The organism is Mesorhizobium sp. CNPSo 4689 (genome assembly GCF_057784325.1).
This window is the reverse complement of the sequence record NZ_JBWLUZ010000004.1, coordinates 253,244-271,672: the sequence shown is the minus strand read 5'-3', so window position 1 is coordinate 271,672 and position 18,429 is coordinate 253,244. Positions and strand designations below refer to the sequence as shown.

At 63.7% G+C, this 18,429-nt stretch carries 13 protein-coding genes; 7 read left to right on the top strand and 6 right to left on the bottom strand.

The window, feature by feature from the left end; all coding sequences use genetic code 11:
• Nucleotides 1-105: 105 nt before the first annotated feature.
• Nucleotides 106-618 (top strand): DUF1579 domain-containing protein, encoded by a 513-nt coding sequence (locus tag AC04SI_RS08920; RefSeq protein WP_404276297.1) that lies wholly within the window; start codon nt 106-108, stop codon nt 616-618.
• Nucleotides 619-652: 34 nt separating this feature from the next.
• Here the strand turns inward: AC04SI_RS08920 and AC04SI_RS08915 are convergent, their stop codons facing one another.
• Entirely contained in the window at nt 653-1,609 is a 957-nt protein-coding gene (locus tag AC04SI_RS08915; RefSeq protein ID WP_404276295.1) for an alpha/beta fold hydrolase, read from the bottom strand.
• Nucleotides 1,610-2,075: 466 nt separating this feature from the next.
• Here AC04SI_RS08915 and AC04SI_RS08910 point away from each other — a divergent pair, with 466 nt between their 5' ends.
• Both AC04SI_RS08910 and AC04SI_RS08905 read left to right on the top strand, forming a co-directional pair.
• The gene (locus AC04SI_RS08910; RefSeq protein WP_404276294.1) at nt 2,076-2,543 is read left to right on the top strand and encodes an Hsp20 family protein; all 468 of its coding nucleotides are present in this window, start codon (nt 2,076-2,078) and stop codon (nt 2,541-2,543) included.
• 162 nt (nt 2,544-2,705) lie between these two features.
• Nucleotides 2,706-3,458, top strand: a complete 753-nt coding sequence (locus AC04SI_RS08905) for a sulfite exporter TauE/SafE family protein (RefSeq protein WP_488474120.1) — start codon at nt 2,706-2,708, stop codon at nt 3,456-3,458.
• Here the strand turns inward: AC04SI_RS08905 and AC04SI_RS08900 are convergent.
• Entirely contained in the window at nt 3,455-4,519 is a 1,065-nt protein-coding gene (locus AC04SI_RS08900; protein ID WP_404276292.1) for a threonine aldolase family protein, read from the bottom strand. The genes AC04SI_RS08905 and AC04SI_RS08900 overlap by 4 nt on opposite strands.
• 480 nt (nt 4,520-4,999) lie before the next feature.
• Between AC04SI_RS08900 and gltB the strand changes: the two genes are divergently transcribed.
• Entirely contained in the window at nt 5,000-9,736 is a 4,737-nt protein-coding gene (gene gltB / locus AC04SI_RS08895; RefSeq protein WP_404276291.1) for a glutamate synthase large subunit, read from the top strand.
• A 142-nt stretch (nt 9,737-9,878) separates the two neighbouring features.
• Nucleotides 9,879-11,333 (top strand): glutamate synthase subunit beta, encoded by a 1,455-nt coding sequence (locus AC04SI_RS08890; RefSeq protein ID WP_404276290.1) that lies wholly within the window; start codon nt 9,879-9,881, stop codon nt 11,331-11,333.
• Here AC04SI_RS08890 and AC04SI_RS08885 read toward each other — a convergent pair.
• Both AC04SI_RS08885 and AC04SI_RS08880 read right to left on the bottom strand, forming a co-directional pair.
• Nucleotides 11,330-12,556, bottom strand: a complete 1,227-nt coding sequence (locus AC04SI_RS08885; RefSeq protein WP_404276288.1) for an SGNH/GDSL hydrolase family protein — start codon at nt 12,554-12,556, stop codon at nt 11,330-11,332. The genes AC04SI_RS08890 and AC04SI_RS08885 overlap by 4 nt on opposite strands.
• A 25-nt stretch (nt 12,557-12,581) precedes the next feature.
• Complete coding sequence (locus tag AC04SI_RS08880) at nt 12,582-13,805, bottom strand: lytic murein transglycosylase (protein WP_404276286.1); 1,224 nt, start codon at nt 13,803-13,805, stop codon at nt 12,582-12,584.
• A 207-nt stretch (nt 13,806-14,012) separates the two neighbouring features.
• On the opposite strand from AC04SI_RS08880, the gene galU reads away from it, so the two are divergent.
• Nucleotides 14,013-14,918, top strand: a complete 906-nt coding sequence (gene galU / locus AC04SI_RS08875; protein ID WP_404276285.1) for a UTP--glucose-1-phosphate uridylyltransferase GalU — start codon at nt 14,013-14,015, stop codon at nt 14,916-14,918.
• Nucleotide 14,919: 1 nt separating this feature from the next.
• On the opposite strand, the gene AC04SI_RS08870 is transcribed toward galU, so the two are convergent.
• On the bottom strand, nt 14,920-16,704 hold the full coding sequence (locus AC04SI_RS08870; protein WP_488474119.1) for an outer membrane beta-barrel protein: 1,785 nt from the start codon (nt 16,702-16,704) through the stop codon (nt 14,920-14,922).
• Nucleotides 16,705-16,897: 193 nt separating this feature from the next.
• Here AC04SI_RS08870 and AC04SI_RS08865 point away from each other — a divergent pair, with 193 nt between their 5' ends.
• Nucleotides 16,898-17,899: a KpsF/GutQ family sugar-phosphate isomerase gene (locus AC04SI_RS08865; protein ID WP_404276476.1), complete on the top strand. Its 1,002-nt coding sequence runs from the start codon at nt 16,898-16,900 to the stop codon at nt 17,897-17,899.
• 62 nt (nt 17,900-17,961) lie between these two features.
• Here AC04SI_RS08865 and AC04SI_RS08860 read toward each other — a convergent pair whose 3' ends face one another.
• The gene (locus tag AC04SI_RS08860; protein ID WP_404276283.1) at nt 17,962-18,426 is read right to left on the bottom strand and encodes an NfeD family protein; all 465 of its coding nucleotides are present in this window, start codon (nt 18,424-18,426) and stop codon (nt 17,962-17,964) included.
• Nucleotides 18,427-18,429: the final 3 nt, after the last annotated feature.

The window sequence follows — 18,429 nt, the reverse complement described above, 5'->3', positions numbered from 1 at the left end:
GCCGGGCAAGGCCCCGTCTTTTCGCCATGCCTGCCCAACCCTCCTGACAGGCAGGTGTCAGTATCCTTCCGCTATAGAAGGATTTCACCTGAGGGAGGATCGCACATGCAGACGCAGTCAAAAGCCGGCCGTTCCGACAAAGATCCCGCGGACGGCCGCAACGATTTCGATTTCTTCCACGGACGCTGGTCGGTCAGCCATCGACGGCTGCGCACGCGGCTGGCTGATGATACCAACTGGGACATGTTTGGCGGAACGTGTGACGTGCGCCCGATCCTCGGCGGGCTCGGCAATGTCGACGACAATGTGATTGAATTGCCCGGCGGCGCCTATCGCGCCGCCACGGTACGGACCTTCGATCCGGCGACGAAGCAGTGGTCGATCTGGTGGATCGACGGCCGCAATCCACTGACCATCGACGTGCCGATGCGCGGGTCGTTCGAGGGCGGCATCGGCACGTTCCTGTGCGACGACGTCTTCGAAGGCCGTCCGATCCGGGTCCGCTTCCTCTGGTCGGGGATCACCGAAAAGTCTGCGCGCTGGGAGCAGGCCTTTTCGCCGGATGGCGGCAAGACCTGGGAAACCAACTGGATCATGGAATTCGCCCGTCAGGCCTGATCTCCGAGGGTCCGCGCCTGCGGATTGCTGTCACTCAGGTGTCGTCGCCGGTGCCTGGGATGAAGGCATCGAAGGCGGCGAGGAATTGCTCGCGATACATGTCTGCCTCATGCAGGATTTCATGGTGCGCGCCGTCGATCATCAGCAGCGAGCCGACGCGCAGACGCCTGGCATAGGCCTCCACCGCCTTGGTCGAAACGACTTTGTCGGCGCCAGCGGCGATCACCAGCATGGGGACCTGGATCGCGGCGACAAAGTCCGGATCGCTTACGGCTTCGGAAGCTTCGGCGGCGGCTTTCAGCCAGCGGATCGTCGGGCCGCCAAGCGCCAATTGCGGATAGGCTTCGTAGATCCCCGTGTTGCGGCGGTAGCGCTCCGGATCCGATGTCACCTTGTTGACGGCGAAGGGGGTGGTCTGCTTCGGCCGCGGTCCCCATGCGGCATAAAGCCGGCCGAGACCCAGAAGGCAAAAAAGTGTGCAGACGCGGCGAACGGTCGTGATCGAGACCGGAAGGTCGGGCAAGGTCAGGAAAGGGGCGATCAGCACCATGCGACGTACCCGGTTGACCATCGAGGGCGAGGCAAGCAGGGCGACCACCGCACCGGCTGAATGGGCCAGGATATAATAAGGCCCGCGGCAATCGGGCAGCACGATCTCTTCGAAGAATTGTTCCAGGTCGCTGGCGTAGTCGCGAAAACTGCGGACATAGCCGCGCTGCCGGTCGCGGATCAGCCGGTCGGAGCCACCCTGGCCACGCCAGTCGAAGGTGGCAACGCCAAAGCCTCTTTCGGTAAGGTTGCGGATGGTCTCGAAATATTTCTCGGTGCACTCGTTGCGGCCGGTCAGCACCACCACCGTGCCCTTGATCGGGCGGGTTACGGCGCCAAAAAGGCCGTAGCGGATCAGCTTGCGGTCGTGGGTGGTGAAGTAACCGCCTGCCGCGTTTACCGGTGACGGATTGCCAGGAAATTCGTGGAAGAGGTCCGTCATTCGGCGTTTCGTTTTTCGTGTCGCGCCCTAGCCCTGCGAGGCGCAGGCCCGGTGATAGACGCCAACGCGGCAAAAGCAAAGGGCTTCCGGTTGGAAGGGAAAGGCAGCAACTTCCGGCAACGAATGAGGCCGGAAGCAGCCTGCGGCGTGCTTCCGGCCTCTGTCGATCCGGGAGGAAGGGACGTTACACCCGGTTCGGCCTCGTCGCGGCGCTTTCCAGTGCCGCTTGTTTTTGATCCTGGCCGCACTCTAGCGCTGCCTGGCTGAACGGGCGCCAAAGCAGCGGTTCATCTGCCGTTCATCGAAGCGCGAATTCGCCGGCCGGCAAAAATCTTGAAATGCGCTTTTGCGCTCCCCAAATGTCTGATGCGGTCGCCAATGTCGGGACCGCTGGCCTATCCGGAACGCCGTCTCGGGTTTCGCACCGGCCAAACGCAAACCATGTTGCTCAACAGGAGAACACCTCATGCGTCACGTTGATTTTTCCCCGCTTTATCGCTCCACCGTCGGCTTCGATCGTCTCTTCACCATGCTGGATTCGCTTGCCCAGCCTGAGAGCGCGCAGACCTACCCGCCCTACAACATCGAGCGCACCGGCGAGGACGCCTATCGCATCTCGATGGCGGTTGCCGGTTTCTCGGAAGACGAGATCTCCATCGAGGCCCACCGCAATGTGCTGACCGTGAAAGGTGAGCGCAAGGAGGAGGGCAATGGCGAAGGTTCCGAACTGCTCTATCGCGGTATCGCCTCGAGGGCTTTCGAGCGCCGCTTCCAGCTTGCGGACCACGTCGATGTCGTCGGCGCCACGCTGAAGAACGGCCTGCTCTTCGTCGACCTCAAGCGCAACATCCCCGAGGAGCTGAAGCCGCGCAAGATCGCGATCACCGCGACTTCGGCCAAGGCCAAGCAGATCGAGACCAAGACCGCTGCATAATGCAGGCTGACTACAAACCGTCTCCTCCCGAGACGAAAGCGGCGCCGAAAGGCGCCGCTTTTTGTTTGCCTCGATGTCTGTGCCATCCCCAACCAAGGATACTGGCCCTTTCGCGGCAAGCCTCGCTGAACGAGGTTTTCGTCCTGCGAACGGATCGAGGGCATGTCTGATTTTTCCCTGGCGCTGACGGGCACAATCGCCATCACCTTCCTGCTCGCCGGCATCGTCAAGGGTGTCACCGGCATGGGCCTGCCGACGCTGGCAATGGGGCTTCTCGGCACCGTCATGCCGCCGGTCACGGCCGCGTCGCTGCTGATCGTCCCGTCCTTCGTCACCAATGTCTGGCAGCTCTTCGCGGGCCCGAGCTTTGCATCGATCCTGCGCCGGCTGTGGTTGATGATGGCCGGCATCCTTATCGGCACAGTTGCCGGGGCAAGGCTGCTGGCCAGCGACAACGTCAAATGGACGACCGCTGGCCTTGGTGCCGCGCTGGTGCTCTACGCCGCCTACACGCTGCTGGCACGGCAGCTCAGCATTCCGACCAAGGCAGAGCGCTGGTGGTCGCCGGCCATAGGCTTCCTCACCGGCCTTGTCACCGGCGGCACTGGCGTGTTCGTCGTGCCTGCGGTGCCCTATATCCAGGCGCTGGGGCTGAGCCGGGACGACCTGATCCAGGCGCTGGGTCTTTCCTTCACGGTGTCGACCATTGCGCTGGCAGTCGGCCTCGCCTCGCATGGCGCATTCGAGGTCGAGCATATCGCGATGTCAGCGCTGGCCGTCGCGCCGGCCTTGCTCGGCATGTGGCTCGGCCAACTGCTCGGGCAGAGGATCAGCCCGGAGACCTTCCGGCGCTGGTTCCTGATCTTCCTGATCCTGCTCGGCCTGGAACTGCTGGCACGGCCATTTCTGGCCTAGCCATTTCCTTGCCCGATAAGCAAATGACCGATGTGGTCGACCTCCTCTGTTGTCGTCGCGAAGCTGGCGACGAAACGGTAGATCGCTTCATTGTCGCCGAGGTGGCCGTCGAAGCCTTGGGGTACGCCCCATTCGTAGAATTTGGCGCCGGCCGCCTGCAGCTTTTCGGCACTGGCGCGGTCGAGGATGGCGAATACCTCGTTGGCCTGCGGCAGCCAGGCGAGCCTGCCTGCTGGAGCGTCTTCGATCGTCTCGGCCAGTCGCGCGGCCATGGCGTTGGCGTGGCGCGCCATCCTCAGCCAGAGATCGTCGGTGAAATAGGCTTCGAACTGGGCCGAGATGAAGCGCGCCTTCGAGAAGGTCTGTCCGGCGCGCTGGCGCAGCAGGCGCAGATCATGCCCGATGTCGGGGTTGAGGACCACGACCGCGTCGGCCATCCAGCAGCCGTTCTTGGTCCCACCGAAGGAGATGATGTCGACGCCGCTCTTCCAGGTCATTTCCGCAGGCGAAATGTCGGTCGCGGCAACGGCGTTGGCGAAGCGCGCGCCGTCCATGTGCAGGGGCAGCTTGTGGCGGCGAGCGACCTCAGACACGGCTTTGACATCGTCGACGGTGTAGACCGTGCCGACCTCGGTCGCCTGGGTGATCGTCACCGCCATCGGCTGGCCGGCGGGGGCGAGGTCCTGCGAATAGCGTGTGATGGCGCGGTCGAGAGCCTGCGGATTGATGCGCCCCAATGGCCCAGGGACCGGCGACATGCGCGCTCCGCCGGTATAGAAGCCCGCGGCACCGAATTCATCGACGTTCATATGCGCCTCGGATTGGCAGAAGGCGACGCCGCCGATACGATTGCATGTCGCCATGGAGAGCGCGTTGGCCACCGTGCCGGTGGCGACGAAGAACACCGCGACCTCCCGTTCGAAAATCTCGCTGAAGCGCCGGTAGACGGCGCGGTCGAGTTCGCCGTCGCCATAGGCGGTCGCGATGCCCGCAGCGTGCCGGGACAGATTGGCCGAGATGTCGGGATGGACGCCCGCCCAGTTGTCGGATGCAAAGAACATTGAGAGGTCCGTATCTGGTTTGAAAAACGGGCGGGACCATGGCTGCTTTGGGGTTTGACGCGCAAGGGCCAAGCGCTGGAAAAGCAGTAAAGCCAGCCAAGCCAGGCGGTGCGGGTGGCGACTGAAGGTTACGTTTCTACCCTCTCACGCGTAATTTTCTGTCGTGAAGGGCTCGAGATTTTTGTGAATCGGTCTTGTGCACGCCTGCGATTTCTGTCATAAAAATTTAGGACAGTAGTGCTGTCTTATTTTGTCGCACAAATCAGGCTGGATTGGCGTATCATTTGGGCCTCTCCGGCCGTTGCCGCGAGCGACGGGTAGACGGCTCGGCTCTGGCCTGTACGATACCGGATACGAACCGGGCGGTAAGCCGCATGGTTCGGCAAGGATTTCGCAAGACGTGCAGCAAGGATGAAGGGGAAGCTATGCGCTTCCCGAGGCAAACCAGCGCCTGAAGGGCTGGGAACGGAGGACAGGACGATGACGGAATTGACGCTATCTGCGATCAACGGCCAGGCCGCGCAGACGAAAGCGGCTACCGTCAAAAATACGTCCCTGACCAACGTAGGGCGCACCGCCAACGGCTTCGCCGCCCAGGGTCTTTACGATCCGCGCAACGAGCACGACGCCTGTGGCGTCGGCTTCATCGTCAACATGAAGGGCGTGAAGTCGTACCAGATCGTCAAGGACGGGCTGGCCATGCTCGAAAACCTGACGCATCGCGGCGCCGTCGGTGCCGATCCGCTGGTGGGCGACGGCGCCGGCGTTCTGGTGCAGATTCCAGATCGTTTCTTCCGCGAGGAGATGGCCGCGCAGGGCATCGACCTGCCGCCGGCGGGTCAGTACGGCGTCGGACACTGGTTCATGCCGCACGACGCAGCATTGCGCGCCCATATCGAGGACATCATCGCCGAATCGGCGCAGTCCGAGGGGCTGCCGCTGATCGGGTTCCGTGACGTGCCCGTCGACAACTCGTCCCTGTCGAAGGCTCCTAACATCGTGGCATCCGAGCCGTTCCATCGGCAGGTCTTCATCGGCCGCACGGCAGACATTACCGACGACGAGGAGTATGAGGCCCGGCTCTATCTGCTGCGCAAGGTCATATCGGGCCGCATCTACGCGGAGAACGACAACAAGGACATCGGTTCCTACTGCGTGTCGCTGTCGGCGCGCACCATCGTCTACAAGGGCATGTTCCTGGCCTATCAGGTCGGGGCCTATTACAAGGATCTGATCGATCCGCGTTTTGAGACCGCGCTGATCCTCGTCCACCAGCGATTCTCGACCAACACCTTTCCGTCGTGGAAGCTGGCGCATCCCTACCGCATGGTCGCGCATAATGGCGAGATCAACACCGTACGCGGCAACAACAACTGGATGGCGGCGCGGCAGGCGTCGGTCGATTCCGAATTGTTCGGTAACAACATCTCGAAGCTTTGGCCGATCTCGTACGAAGGCCAGTCCGACACCGCGTGCTTCGACAACGCGCTCGAATTCCTGTTCCAGGGCGGCTACAGCCTCAGCCACGCCATGATGATGCTGATCCCGGAAGCCTGGGCCGGCAACAAGCTGATGGATCAAGACCGCAAGGCCTTCTACGAATACCATGCCGCGCTGATGGAGCCGTGGGACGGACCGGCGGCGGTCGTGTTCACCGATGGCCGCCAGATCGGCGCCACGCTCGACCGCAATGGCTTGCGCCCGGCGCGCTACATCGTCACCGATGACGACCGCGTCATCATGGCTTCCGAAGCCGGCGTGCTGCCGGTGCCGGAGGAGCGGATCGTCAAGAAGTGGCGGCTGCAGCCGGGTCGCATGCTTTTGATTGACCTGGAAAAGGGCCGCATCATCTCCGACGAGGAGATCAAGTCGGAGATCGCGACCAAACACCCCTACAAGAGCTGGCTCGCCAACACGCAGCTCATCCTGGAAGATTTGAAGCCGGTCGAGCCGCGCGCGCTGCGCAAGGATGTCAGCCTGCTCGATCGCCAGCAGGCGTTCGGCTACAGCCAGGAAGACACCAAGCTTTTGATGTCGCCGATGGCCACCACCGGCCAGGAAGCGGTCGGTTCGATGGGCACCGACACGCCGATATCGGCGATGTCGGACAAGTCGAAGCTGCTCTACACCTATTTCAAGCAGAACTTCGCCCAGGTCACCAACCCGCCGATCGATCCGATCCGCGAAGAGCTGGTGATGAGCCTGGTCTCCTTCATCGGGCCGCGGCCGAACATCTTCGACCTGGTCGGCAATTCGCGCCGCAAGCGGCTCGAAGTGCGCCAGCCGATCCTGACCAATGGCGATCTCGAAAAGATCCGCTCCATCGGCCACACCGAGGACCGTTTCGACACCAAGACGATCGACATCACCTACGGCTCGAGCGAGGGCGCTGCCGGCATGCAGGGCGCTGTCGAGCGTCTCTGCGAGCGGGCCGAAGCTGCTGTTGCCGGCGGCTACAACATCATCATCCTGTCCGACCGCCAGCTTGGGCCGGACCGCATCGCCATCCCGGCGCTTCTCGCCACGGCCGCGGTTCACCACCACCTGATCCGCAAGGGATTGCGCACTTCGGTCGGTCTCGTTGTTGAATCCGGCGAGCCGCGCGAGGTGCATCATTTCTGCTGCCTCGCCGGCTATGGCGCCGAGGCGATCAATCCCTATCTCGCCTTCGACACGCTGCTCGACATGCACAAGCGCGGCGAGCTGCCGGCCGAGGTCGACGCCTACGAAGTCGTCTCGCGCTACATCAAGTCGATCGGCAAAGGCATCCTCAAGGTGATGTCCAAGATGGGCATCTCGACCTACCAGTCCTATTGCGGCGCGCAGATCTTTGACGCCATCGGGCTGAAGTCTGACTTCGTCGAGAAGTATTTCACCGGCACGGCGACGCTGATCGAAGGCGTCGGGCTGGACGAGGTTGCTGGCGAGACTGTCAGCCGTCACACGGACGGGTTCGGCAACGATCCGGTGCTGCGCAACAATCTGGAGGTTGGCGGCGAATATCTCTTCCGCATGCGCGGCGAGGCCCACATGTGGTCACCCGACGCGGTCGCCACCTTGCAGCATGCCGTGCGCCAGGGCTCGTGGGAGACGTTCAAGGAGTATTCGGCGCAGATCGACAGCGAGACCGCGCGGGCGCAAGCCATCCGCGGCCTGTTCAAGATCAAGCTGGCGGAAGAGAGCGGTCGCAAGAAGGTCGCGCTCGAGGACGTGATGTCGGCGGCTGATATCGTCAAGCGCTTCTCGACCGGGGCCATGTCGTTCGGCTCGATCTCGCGTGAGGCGCACACCACGCTGGCGCGCGCCATGAACCAGATTGGCGGCAAGTCGAACACTGGCGAGGGCGGCGAAGAGGCCGATCGCTATCTGCCGCTGCCCGGCGGCGGCAAGAACCCGGAACGCTCGGCGATCAAGCAGGTCGCTTCCGGGCGGTTCGGCGTCACGGCGGAATATCTGGTCAACTCCGACGTCATGCAGATCAAGGTCGCGCAGGGCGCCAAGCCCGGCGAGGGCGGCCAGCTGCCCGGCCACAAGGTCGACGCGACCATCGCAAAGGTCCGGCACTCGACACCGGGCGTCGGCCTGATCTCGCCGCCGCCGCACCATGACATCTATTCGATCGAGGATCTGGCGCAGCTGATCTACGATCTGAAGAACGTCAACCCGGCGGCCGACGTCTCGGTCAAGCTGGTCTCGGAAGTCGGCGTCGGTACGGTTGCGGCCGGCGTTGCCAAGGCGCGCGCCGACCACATTACCATATCGGGCTATGACGGCGGCACCGGTGCGTCGCCGCTGACCTCGCTCAAGCATGCCGGCAGCCCGTGGGAAATGGGCCTCGCCGAGACGCACCAGACGCTGGTGCTCAACGGCCTGCGTTCACGCGTTGCGCTGCAGGTCGATGGTGGTTTGCGCACGGGGCGCGACGTCATCATCGGCGCGCTGCTCGGCGCCGACGAGTTCGGCTTCTCGACCGCGCCGCTGATCGCGGCCGGCTGCATCATGATGCGCAAGTGCCACCTCAACACCTGCCCGGTCGGCGTGGCAACGCAGGACCCGGTGCTGCGCAAGCGCTTCAAGGGCACGCCCGAGCACGTCATCAACTTCTTCTTCTATGTTGCGGAAGAGGTGCGCGGGCTGCTCGCCGAAATGGGCTTCACCCATCTCGACCAGATCATCGGCGATACCGATCTCCTGGAGAAGCGCGACGTGGTCCAGCACTGGAAGGCGCGGGGGCTCGATTTCGGCAAGATGTTCTTCAAGCCGGACGCCCCGCATGAGGCCGTGCACTGGACCGAGCGGCAAAAGCACCCGATCGACGACGTGCTCGACCGCAAGCTGATCGAGCTGGCGAAGCCGGCGCTGGAAGCCAAGCAGCCGGTGACCATCGAGCTGCCGATCCGCAATGTCGACCGTTCGGCGGGCGCGATGCTGTCGGGCGAAGTGGCCAAGCGCTTCAAGCACAAGGGCCTGCGCGAGGACACGATCTCGGTCAAGCTCACCGGCACCGCCGGCCAGTCCTTCGGCGCCTTCCTGGCGCGCGGCATCTCGTTCGAGCTGGTCGGCGCCGGCAACGACTATGTCGGCAAGGGCCTGTCGGGCGGCCGCATCGTCATCCGTCCGCCGGATGAGGCCAAGATTGTCGCGGCTGAGTCCATCATCGTCGGCAACACCGTGCTCTACGGCGCGACCGAGGGCGAGGCCTATTTCGCCGGCGTCGCCGGCGAGCGGTTTGCCGTGCGCAATTCGGGCGTTGCCGCCGTCGTCGAGGGCGTCGGCGACCATGGCTGCGAATACATGACCGGCGGCATCGTCGTCGTCATCGGCAAAACCGGCCGCAACTTCGCCGCCGGCATGTCGGGCGGCGTCGCCTATGTGCTGGACGAGGAAGGCGACTTCGCCGAGCGCTGCAACATGGCGATGGTCGAGCTTGAGCCGGTGCCGGAGGAAGACGATCTGATGGAGAAGCTGCTCCATCATGGCGGCGACCTCGACCACAAGGGCCGCGTCGACGTCTCCGGCGACATGACCAGCCACGACGAAGAGCGGCTCTATCAGCTGATCTCGAACCACGTCCACTTTACGGGTTCGGTGCGCGGTCGCGAAATCCTCGACAACTGGACGGCTTTCCGGCCGAAATTCCGGAAAATCATGCCGGTCGAGTATCGCCGCGCGCTGATCGAGATGGAGCGCATGCGCATGAGCGTGGCGGCGGAATAGGCTTTGGGCGTTGCCGGGGAGCAAGGCTTCCCGGCCGACACCTCATCAACAATCCTGACCTCGGACTGAAGGTTGCCATGGCTGCCTTATGAGGTTAACGGGTGCGCCGACGAGCGTGCCTTCGGACAGCAGGGACTGGACTATGGGCAAGGTAACAGGCTTTCTCGAGATCGACCGGCAGGTGCACAAGTACCAGCCGGCCTCCGACCGCATCCGGCATTTCCGCGAATTCACGCTGCCGATGTCGGACAAGGAGGTCGAGAAACAGGCCGCGCGCTGCATGGATTGCGGCATTCCGTTCTGCCACGGGCCGACCGGCTGTCCGATCCACAACCAGATCCCGGACTGGAACGACCTCGTCTACAATGGCGACTGGGACAATGCGATCCGCAACCTGCATTCGACCAACAATTTCCCGGAGTTCACCGGCCGCATCTGTCCGGCACCCTGCGAGGAAGCCTGCACGCTGAACCTCGAGGACATTCCGGTCGCCATCAAGACCGTCGAGCAGGCGATCGCCGACAAGGCCTACGAGACCGGTCATATCCGGCCCTATCCGCCGGAGAAGAAGACCGGCAAGCACGTCGCCGTCATCGGCTCGGGGCCGGCTGGCATGGCGGCCGCGCAGCAGCTCGGTCGCGCCGGTCACGACGTGCATGTCTATGAGCGCGAAAGCCGCCCGGGCGGGCTGATGCGCTACGGCATTCCCGACTTCAAGATCGAGAAGCACTATATCGACCGCCGCATCGAGCAGATGCAGGGCGAGGGCGTGACCTTCTATTGCGGCGTCAATGTCGGCGTCGACAAGCCTGTGGCCGAACTGCTCGCCGAGTACGATGCGGTACTCTATTGCGGCGGTTCGGAAACGCCGCGCGCCGCCAGCATCCCCGGTGACGATCTCGGCGGCGTCTACGATGCGATGCCCTACCTGGTGCAGCAGAACAAGCGCGTCGGCGGCGAGCCGATCCAGTCGGTGGCCTGGCCTTCGCATCCGATCATCGCCAGCGGCCAGCATGTCGTCGTCGTCGGCGGCGGCGACACCGCCTCCGACTGCGTCGGCACCGCTTTTCGGCAGGGCGCGGTCCGCGTCACCCAGCTCGACATACGGCCGCAGCCGCCGGAGAAGGAAGACAAGCTCGCGGTCTGGCCCTATTGGGCGACCAAGATGCGGACCTCGTCGTCCCAGGCCGAGGGTGCGGAGCGCGAATTCCAGGTGGCGACACTCGAATTCATCGGCGAAGAGGGCCAGCTGACCGGCGTCAGGTGCTGCGAGGTCGACGACAAGCGCAAGCCGATCGCCGGCACCGAATTCGTCATCCGTGCCGACCTCGCCTTCATCGCCATCGGCTTTGCCGGGCCTGCAGCCGCTGGCGTGGTCACGGAACTCGACGGGCAGATGAAGATCGCCACCGACAGCCGGCGTTCCAGGAATGTCGAGGCCAATGACCTCGATTACAGGACCAGCGTCGACAGGCTCTACGCAGCGGGCGATGTGCGCCGCGGCCAGTCGCTGGTGGTCTGGGCTATTCGCGAAGGCCGCCAGGCGGCGCGTTCGATCGACGAGGCGCTCATGGGATCGAGCGTTCTGCCCCGCTAAGGAGTGATTGCCGTCGTCTTGTCGGTCACGACGGCAGCCGTGGCGGGCTGGATTTTCGGTGGCGAGGAGAAATCGTCGGCGCGGCCGGGCGAGGCGTCGGGCGCCTTGCCTTCGATGACAAGTTTTTCGCCGGGCAAGTTCGGGTTGCCCTTTACCGGCGGCGCGGCGCCGAGAAGCTCAGAGCCGCCATCGAGCGCCGGATCGCCAAGCAGCATTGGCGGGGTGCGGTCGACCACGATCGGAGCGGCGGCCGGCGCCGGCGCTTCGACCGGGGCGCCAGCGGGGGCGGAGGCTGTCACCGCGCCTCCCGGCGCGGTGATGCCAAGGATCTTCATCAGAGGCTTTTCAGTATAGAAGGCAAGCTTGCGCTTGCCGGCCTTCGACACGTTGATGCCGTCGTCGGAGCGCAGGCGCACCGGCTGGCCGTTAATGTCGGGGCCGCTGGTGACGAAGGCGCCGTTCTCGTCGACGAAACCGTCCCAGACATCGACGAATTCACCGCCATGCTTTTGTGCCGCCGAGTGGTAGATGTCGTTGAAGGCCAGCATGTCGGAGGTCATTTTCGAGACCCGGAACGCGGGCATGCCGACCCACAGGAACGGCACCTTGGCGGCGGCGATGGCGCTGCCGAACGCATCTGTCCGGCGTTCATATTCCTTGGTCCAGTTCTCCGATCGCGGCTGCTCGCGCACGTCGCCGACCTTCATCTGCTGGCGGTCGTTGGAGCCGAGCATGACGACCACGGCCGCCGGTTTTTCGGTCTCGATCAGCGATTTGATCTGTTCCGGCCAATTGTAGAAATCGTCGCGCACGAAACCGGATGAGCCGTTGCTGCGCGCGACGATCCTGACGCCGGGGCTCTCGGCAAAGGCGGTGTCCAGGCCTTCGGCGAGGCCGCTCGCCATGAAATCACCGACCACCAGGACGACGCGGGCATCCGGCGTCTTTTCCACGACAGGCGTCACTGGTTCGACCGGGAGGCGGGGCCGACTTTTTTTCGTCTTGGACTTCGGCCTCGCCTTCTGGATGTCGAGCGGTGGTTCGACCCGCTCGCTGCGGCGCGGAAACAAGAGATCGCGTAGCGACCAGCCGCGATTTTGCTGCTCTTGCGCCAGGGCCGGCGTGTGAAAGGCGCTGGCTGCAGCGACAGCCAGGACGGCGATCGCCAGAAGCAGGATCGGCATGCGGCGAAGGATCACCCGGATACGCGCAACCGAAACCAAGTATTCCCCCGTTTCTAAGTCAGCTCTACTTTTGCCGGAGCCATTTGAGCACTTCCATGCTTGGATAGCCGTCCTGGGTCAAGCCGGTCTTTGCCTGGAAGGCCAGGATGGCGGCTTTCGATCCGTCACCGATCTTGCCGTCGAACTTGCCGTCATAGTAGCCATGCTCGGAAAGCCGCTGCTGAAGCTCCTGCCTTTCCTCGAAGGTGAGCTTGGTGAAAGGCCGTTTCCAGTCCTGCACCAGACCGCCATAGCCGGCGATTTCGTCGGCAAGAAGGCCGACGGCGAGCGCGTATTTGTCGGCGTTGTTGTAGGCTTTGATAACCGAGAAATTCTTGACCATCAGGAAGGCCGGCCCGCCGCGACCGTCCGGCACCTTCAGCGTCGCCTTGTCGGCGCCGTTCTTGAATGGCTTGCCGCTGGCCCTGACAACGCCGAGCGCCTGCCATTGCGCCAGCGTCTTGGAGCCGCCGGGGAGTTTGCCGGCCGGCAAGGTGACCTCATAGCCCCAGGTCTTGCCGGCCTGCCAGCCATTCTTCCTGAGCAGGTTGGCGGCGGTCGCCAGGGCGTCTGGAATCGAATTCCAGATGTCGCGCTTGCCGTTGCCGTCCATGTCGACCGCATAGGCCTGATAGCTGGTCGGTATGAACTGGGTGTGACCCATCGCGCCGGCCCAGGAGCCGCTGAGATGGCTTTCGTCGATATCGCCCCTCTGCAGGATCTTCAGCGCCGCGATCAGCTGGGTGCGGGCGAATTTCGATCGCCTGGGATCGGCATAGCCGAGCGTCGCCAGCGAGCGGATGACATTGCGCATGATGTCGTCGCGCTTGAGGATCTCGCCATAATTCGATTCCATCGACCAGATGGCGAGCAAAATGTTGCGGTCGACGCCGAATCTGGCCTCGATCCTGTCCAGCCACGGCTTCCATTTCCTGGCCATCTGCTGGCCGACGGCAACTGACTGGTCATGGACGCGGTTGTCGAAATAGTCCCAGGCAGGAGCGGTGAATTCGGGCTGGGTACGGGCCTTCTCCAGCACCACCGGGTCGATATCGTTGATGTTCTTGAAGGCCTGGTCGTAAAGCGCCCCGGAAACGCCGCTCTGCACCGCCGTGGCGCGGAAGCTGGCAACCCATTGCCGAAACCCGGCATCGGCGAAAGCGGGCCCAGCGGGCATCAGCAGGGCAAGCGAGAGGCTGGCCGCCGTCACGGCGCTTGCCAGGCGCTTTGCGGTGCTGCGAACGGACATCTTTTCCTCCTTCGTCATATCAGGAAGATCATTCATCGCCGAACCCGGTTAGCATTTAGTTTACCATAGGTGGGGTCGGGAACGAAAAGACGCCTCGATGCTTTACGCAATGCAATATTTGGTCCTGCTCTTGTATGCGTCTCGATTCCGGCGCGAAAATGTCAGAACGGGATTGCGGAGCAGGCCCTCAAACGGATAATTGACAGCATGAAGAGAGTTCGCAAGGCAGTCTTCCCGGTCGCCGGCCTCGGCACGCGGTTCCTCCCGGCCACCAAGGCCATCCCGAAGGAAATGCTGACTGTCGTCGATCGGCCGGTCATCCAATACGTGGTCGACGAGGCGCGCGATGCGGGGATCGAGCACTTCATCTTCGTCACCGGCCGCAACAAGGCGGTCATCGAGGACCACTTCGACGTCCAGTTCGAGCTCTACGACACGCTTGCGCAACGCGGCAAGGACGACCAGCTTGCTCGCCTGCAACGGCTGCAGCCGGCGCCGGGCCAGACCAGCTTCACCCGCCAGCAGGTGCCGATGGGGCTTGGCCATGCCGTCTGGTGCGCGCGCGAGCTTGTCGGCGACGAGCCATTCGCGCTGCTTTTGCCCGACATGATCATGCAGTCGGAAAAGAGCTGCATGAAGGACATGGTCGAGCTCTACGCCGAGACCGGCAACAACATCATCGCGGTGCAGGAATGCGATCCGGCCGAGGCGCATAAATACGGCATCGTCGGCCGCGGCGAGGATACGCATCACGGCTTCCGCATCACCGGCATGGTCGAGAAGCCGAAGACGGGCACCGCGCCGTCCAACCTGTTCATCAACGGCCGCTATATTCTGCAGCCGGAGATTTTCGGCATTCTCGAAGGCCAGGAACGCGGCGCCGGCAACGAGATCCAGCTTACCGACGCGATGCTGAAGCTGGAAAAGCAGCAACCCTTCTACGGCTACCACTATCAGGGCCGCACCTTCGATTGCGGTTCGCCGGAAGGCTTCGTCGAGGCCAATGTCGCCTTCGCCCTGTGGCGCAACGACATGAATGAGAACATGCGCGGTGTCATCCGCACCTTGCTCGATGAGATGAAGCCGTCGGAGCGGCGCGGCGCCGCCCTCTAAGTTACCGCTGCACCTTCACGCCAAGGAAGATGCTGTTTGCGGTGTAGTCGCGGCCGGGCAGGTTGCTGGTCAGTTTCTCGGTCCTGACCCGGGTGGTGAGGCCGGCGTAGCGGTTCAGCCACCAAGTCAGGCTGCTCTCGGCACTCAGCACCAAATCATGACCATCGATGCCGACATAGTCGCGCCAGTCGACGCCGAGTGCCGCGTTCGCCGTCAGATTGGCGCGGATCTGCCGTTCGCCGGTGAGCCGGCCGGAATAGAGGATGTCGCCGCTTTGGGCGGCGGTGGTGGTGTCCTCGATGGTGGTCTGGCCGGTCAGTCCGATCGTGGTGCCGCGCTCGGGCGACCATTTGAGATCGGCATCCACCGTCGGGCCTGAAATCGCTTCCAGGCTATTGTCGTCGATCGCCTCCCGCAGCCAGCCGGCGGAGAATTCGCCGGAGAGCTTGTCGCCCATGTCGAGCTCAAGGCCGGCGCGCGCGGCAAGCCGCGTCGAGGAGCGTTCGAACCCATTGCTGTCTGAGCGCAGATCATAGTCCCTGCGCCCGACCTCGACCTCGGTGAACGGGACGAGGGCTGGAGAGATTTCGTAACCGGTGCGCAAGGTCGCGGTGTAGAGGGTGGAGTCGCGGTCCTTCTGCGACAGCGAGGTGCCGTCTGAAAGCTTGGCGTCGCCATAGAAATCGTGCGTCACCGCGCCGGTCAGCGTGTAGCGCATCTTGCCGACATCCTTCTCGATGCCGAGACTGCCGTTGACGGTCTGCCGCAGCGGCTGCGAGGAGACCCCGGCAATGGCATCCGGCGAGGAGGCCGATTCCGGCACGGCTTCGTAACCGAGCTTGGCGATGGTGCGCAGCTCGTTGTCGAGATCGACGTTGAGCGTTCCCTCGATCCGCCCTTGCGCGTCGGAGACCTCGTCGCCGGATACGGTCTTGCGGAAGCTGCCGTAGCCGTTGATGAGCGCCGAATTCTCGTGCCAGTCGGAGGCGGCGGAAAAACGCAGCGCCGTTTCGGAAAGCAGCGCCGGTGCGCCGCCGCTGCTGGAATCGGCATTGGACGACGACGTCAGGCCTTGCTCCAGCGTTGGCCTGATGAGGAAGGAGCCGACCTTGATGCCGGTCGCGGCGAAGGGGTCGTCCTCGGGTTTCTTGTCCTGCCCTTCGATGGAGCCGGTGCGTTCGGCGCCAGGGTCAAGTTTTTGCCTGTCGGCGCTGTCGACCGTAAGGGCGCGGCGATTGGCGGTGTCCTGCTCGGCGTCGGTGGTCTCGTTGTCATCCGTGGCGGCTGTGCTTGCTGTTGCGTCAGTGGTCTTTTTCGTCTTCTTCTTGTCGGCGGCCTTGGCCTTGTCGTCCTTGGTCTTGTCCTGGTCGGCGGCACGCTGTCTTGCGGTCGAGAGCCGGCGGGGCTTAACCGGAGCCGCCTCGTCGGTCGATGTGTCGTCGGTGGCAGCGGGCTGATCGAAAATGCTGTTGGCCGCGCCTGTCGCGTTGGTGTCGTCAGGCACCGCGCCGGGGCTGGCCGGCTGGTAGGTGTCCGCCGGCGCGTCGTCCGTTGCGGCTGCGTTCGCTTGTGCCTGCTGGTCCTGGGAACTGGCCATGCTCAGTTGCCTGGCCTTGCGCTGCTGGTCGGCCAGGATCGCCGATTCCGAAACCTCGCCGCGCAGCTCGGTTTCCTGGGCGTGGAGCGGTATCGGACGCAGCAAAGCCAGGACGCTGGCCGCCAGCAGCAGAGTGCTGACGGTCGTGTCCCTTAGACCTCTTCTCGTTCCAGGCTGGGCCCGCGACATCGTCACCACTGCTTGCGCTGCGCATGCGCGCCATACTTACCGAACCGTAAATGGGGATGGTTAACGGAGGGTTGAGGCGGTGGCGTCCAGCACGGTCTGGTGGCACGATTTCGAAGTCCGCGCGGTTCGAGATCGGAACGCTAACAGCCATTTCTGTTGGACAGGCGTGGGGCAAAGCGCTAATCGCATCGGCATGCATGCGGGGTCCCCAGAAAAGAAGCAGCCGGACAGGCAGGCCGCGATCGATTCGGCGCTGAGAACGGTGGCGACCGAGCAGGCCGGTGTCGCGGCACTTGCCGCGGCGCTCGAAGACGGACTGGCCGAGCCGTTCGCGCGGGCCGTCGCCATCGTCTCGCGGGCCGATGGCCGCGTCATCGTCACCGGCGTCGGCAAGAGCGGCCATATCGGTTCGAAGATCGCCGCGACGCTTGCCTCGACCGGCACGCCCGCCTTCTTCGTCCATCCGGCCGAGGCCAATCACGGCGATCTCGGCATGATTGCCAAGGACGATGCCATCATCGCCATGTCATGGTCCGGCGAGAGCAAGGAATTGATGGGGATCGTCGCCTATTCCCGGCGCTTTTCGATCCCGCTGATCGCGGTCACATCCGGCGCGACATCGGCGCTGGCGCGCGCGGCCGACGTGGTGCTGCTCTTGCCGCCGGCGCCTGAAGCCTGTCCGCATGGGCTAGCGCCGACGACGTCGACGCTGCTTCAGCTGATCATGGGCGATGCGCTGGCCATCGCACTGCTCGAGGCGCGCGGCTTCACGCCGGATCATTTCCGCACCTTCCATCCCGGCGGCCAGCTCGGCGCCAATCTGACGCAGATCCGCGAGATCATGCATGTCGGCGACAGGCTTCCTCTGGTGCCGACGGGGACCGGAATGCAGGACGCGATCCTCGAATTGTCGCGCAAGGGGTTTGGCTGCGTGGCGATTACGGCCGTGGACGGCGCTCTGATAGGCATCATCACCGACGGCGATATCCGCCGTCATATCGCCAACGATCTCTTGGCAATGAGCGTCGATCAGGTGATGACCAGGAAGCCGAAGACGGCGAGCCCGGACACCCTGGTGGCGACGGCGCTGCAGACCATCAACACTTCGGCCATCACCAGCCTGATGGTGGTCGAGGGCGGACGCCCGGTCGGGCTCGTCCACCTGCATGACCTGCTGCGCATCGGCGCAGCCTAGGCTTGTCGATCTTCAGGTGATGCCGGCCTGACCTGAATCTCAACACACCCTAAACCGTCGACTCATACAGCTTCGACGGTCAGTTCCAGATCGGTGTCGGCAGCACCCGTCACCCGCACCTGCGTGCCGACCGGCAAATCCGGGCCGGAAACACGCCACAGCGTGTCGCCGAGCTTGATGCGGCCGCGGCCGTCCTTGATCGGCTCGGCAAGTGTCGCCATCTTGCCGACCATCTGCGCGCCGCGGCGGTTGAGCAGCGGCTGGTCGGTTGGATCATTGCGACCGCCCACCAGCTTCTTGCCGAAATAGGCGGAAACCAGCGACAGAGCGAGGAAGGCGAGCACCTGGATTTGCCAGGTCCAGAAACCTGCATCCCAGATCAGCAGCGACACGGCGCCGATGATGAGCGCGGCGATGCCGATCCACAGCATGAAAATACCGGGCGCGATGACTTCCATCACCAGCAGGACGAAGCCGAGAACCATCCAGTTCCACGGACCGAGTTCGGAAATGATGCGATCGAGCATGGG

What these genes read in the sequence shown, in the direction of transcription:
- AC04SI_RS08920 (WP_404276297.1), top strand. Translation starts at nt 106, where the DNA reads ATGCAGACGCAGTCAAAAGCCGGCCGTTCCGACAAAGATCCCGCGGAC.
- AC04SI_RS08915 (WP_404276295.1), bottom strand. Translation starts at nt 1,609, where the DNA reads ATGACGGACCTCTTCCACGAATTTCCTGGCAATCCGTCACCGGTAAAC.
- AC04SI_RS08910 (WP_404276294.1), top strand. Translation starts at nt 2,076, where the DNA reads ATGCGTCACGTTGATTTTTCCCCGCTTTATCGCTCCACCGTCGGCTTC.
- AC04SI_RS08905 (WP_488474120.1), top strand. Translation starts at nt 2,706, where the DNA reads ATGTCTGATTTTTCCCTGGCGCTGACGGGCACAATCGCCATCACCTTC.
- AC04SI_RS08900 (WP_404276292.1), bottom strand. Translation starts at nt 4,519, where the DNA reads ATGTTCTTTGCATCCGACAACTGGGCGGGCGTCCATCCCGACATCTCG.
- gltB (WP_404276291.1), top strand. Translation starts at nt 5,000, where the DNA reads ATGACGGAATTGACGCTATCTGCGATCAACGGCCAGGCCGCGCAGACG.
- AC04SI_RS08890 (WP_404276290.1), top strand. Translation starts at nt 9,879, where the DNA reads ATGGGCAAGGTAACAGGCTTTCTCGAGATCGACCGGCAGGTGCACAAG.
- AC04SI_RS08880 (WP_404276286.1), bottom strand. Translation starts at nt 13,805, where the DNA reads ATGTCCGTTCGCAGCACCGCAAAGCGCCTGGCAAGCGCCGTGACGGCG.
- galU (WP_404276285.1), top strand. Translation starts at nt 14,013, where the DNA reads ATGAAGAGAGTTCGCAAGGCAGTCTTCCCGGTCGCCGGCCTCGGCACG.
- AC04SI_RS08870 (WP_488474119.1), bottom strand. Translation starts at nt 16,704, where the DNA reads ATGTCGCGGGCCCAGCCTGGAACGAGAAGAGGTCTAAGGGACACGACC.
- AC04SI_RS08865 (WP_404276476.1), top strand. Translation starts at nt 16,898, where the DNA reads ATGCATGCGGGGTCCCCAGAAAAGAAGCAGCCGGACAGGCAGGCCGCG.
- AC04SI_RS08860 (WP_404276283.1), bottom strand. Translation starts at nt 18,426, where the DNA reads ATGCTCGATCGCATCATTTCCGAACTCGGTCCGTGGAACTGGATGGTT.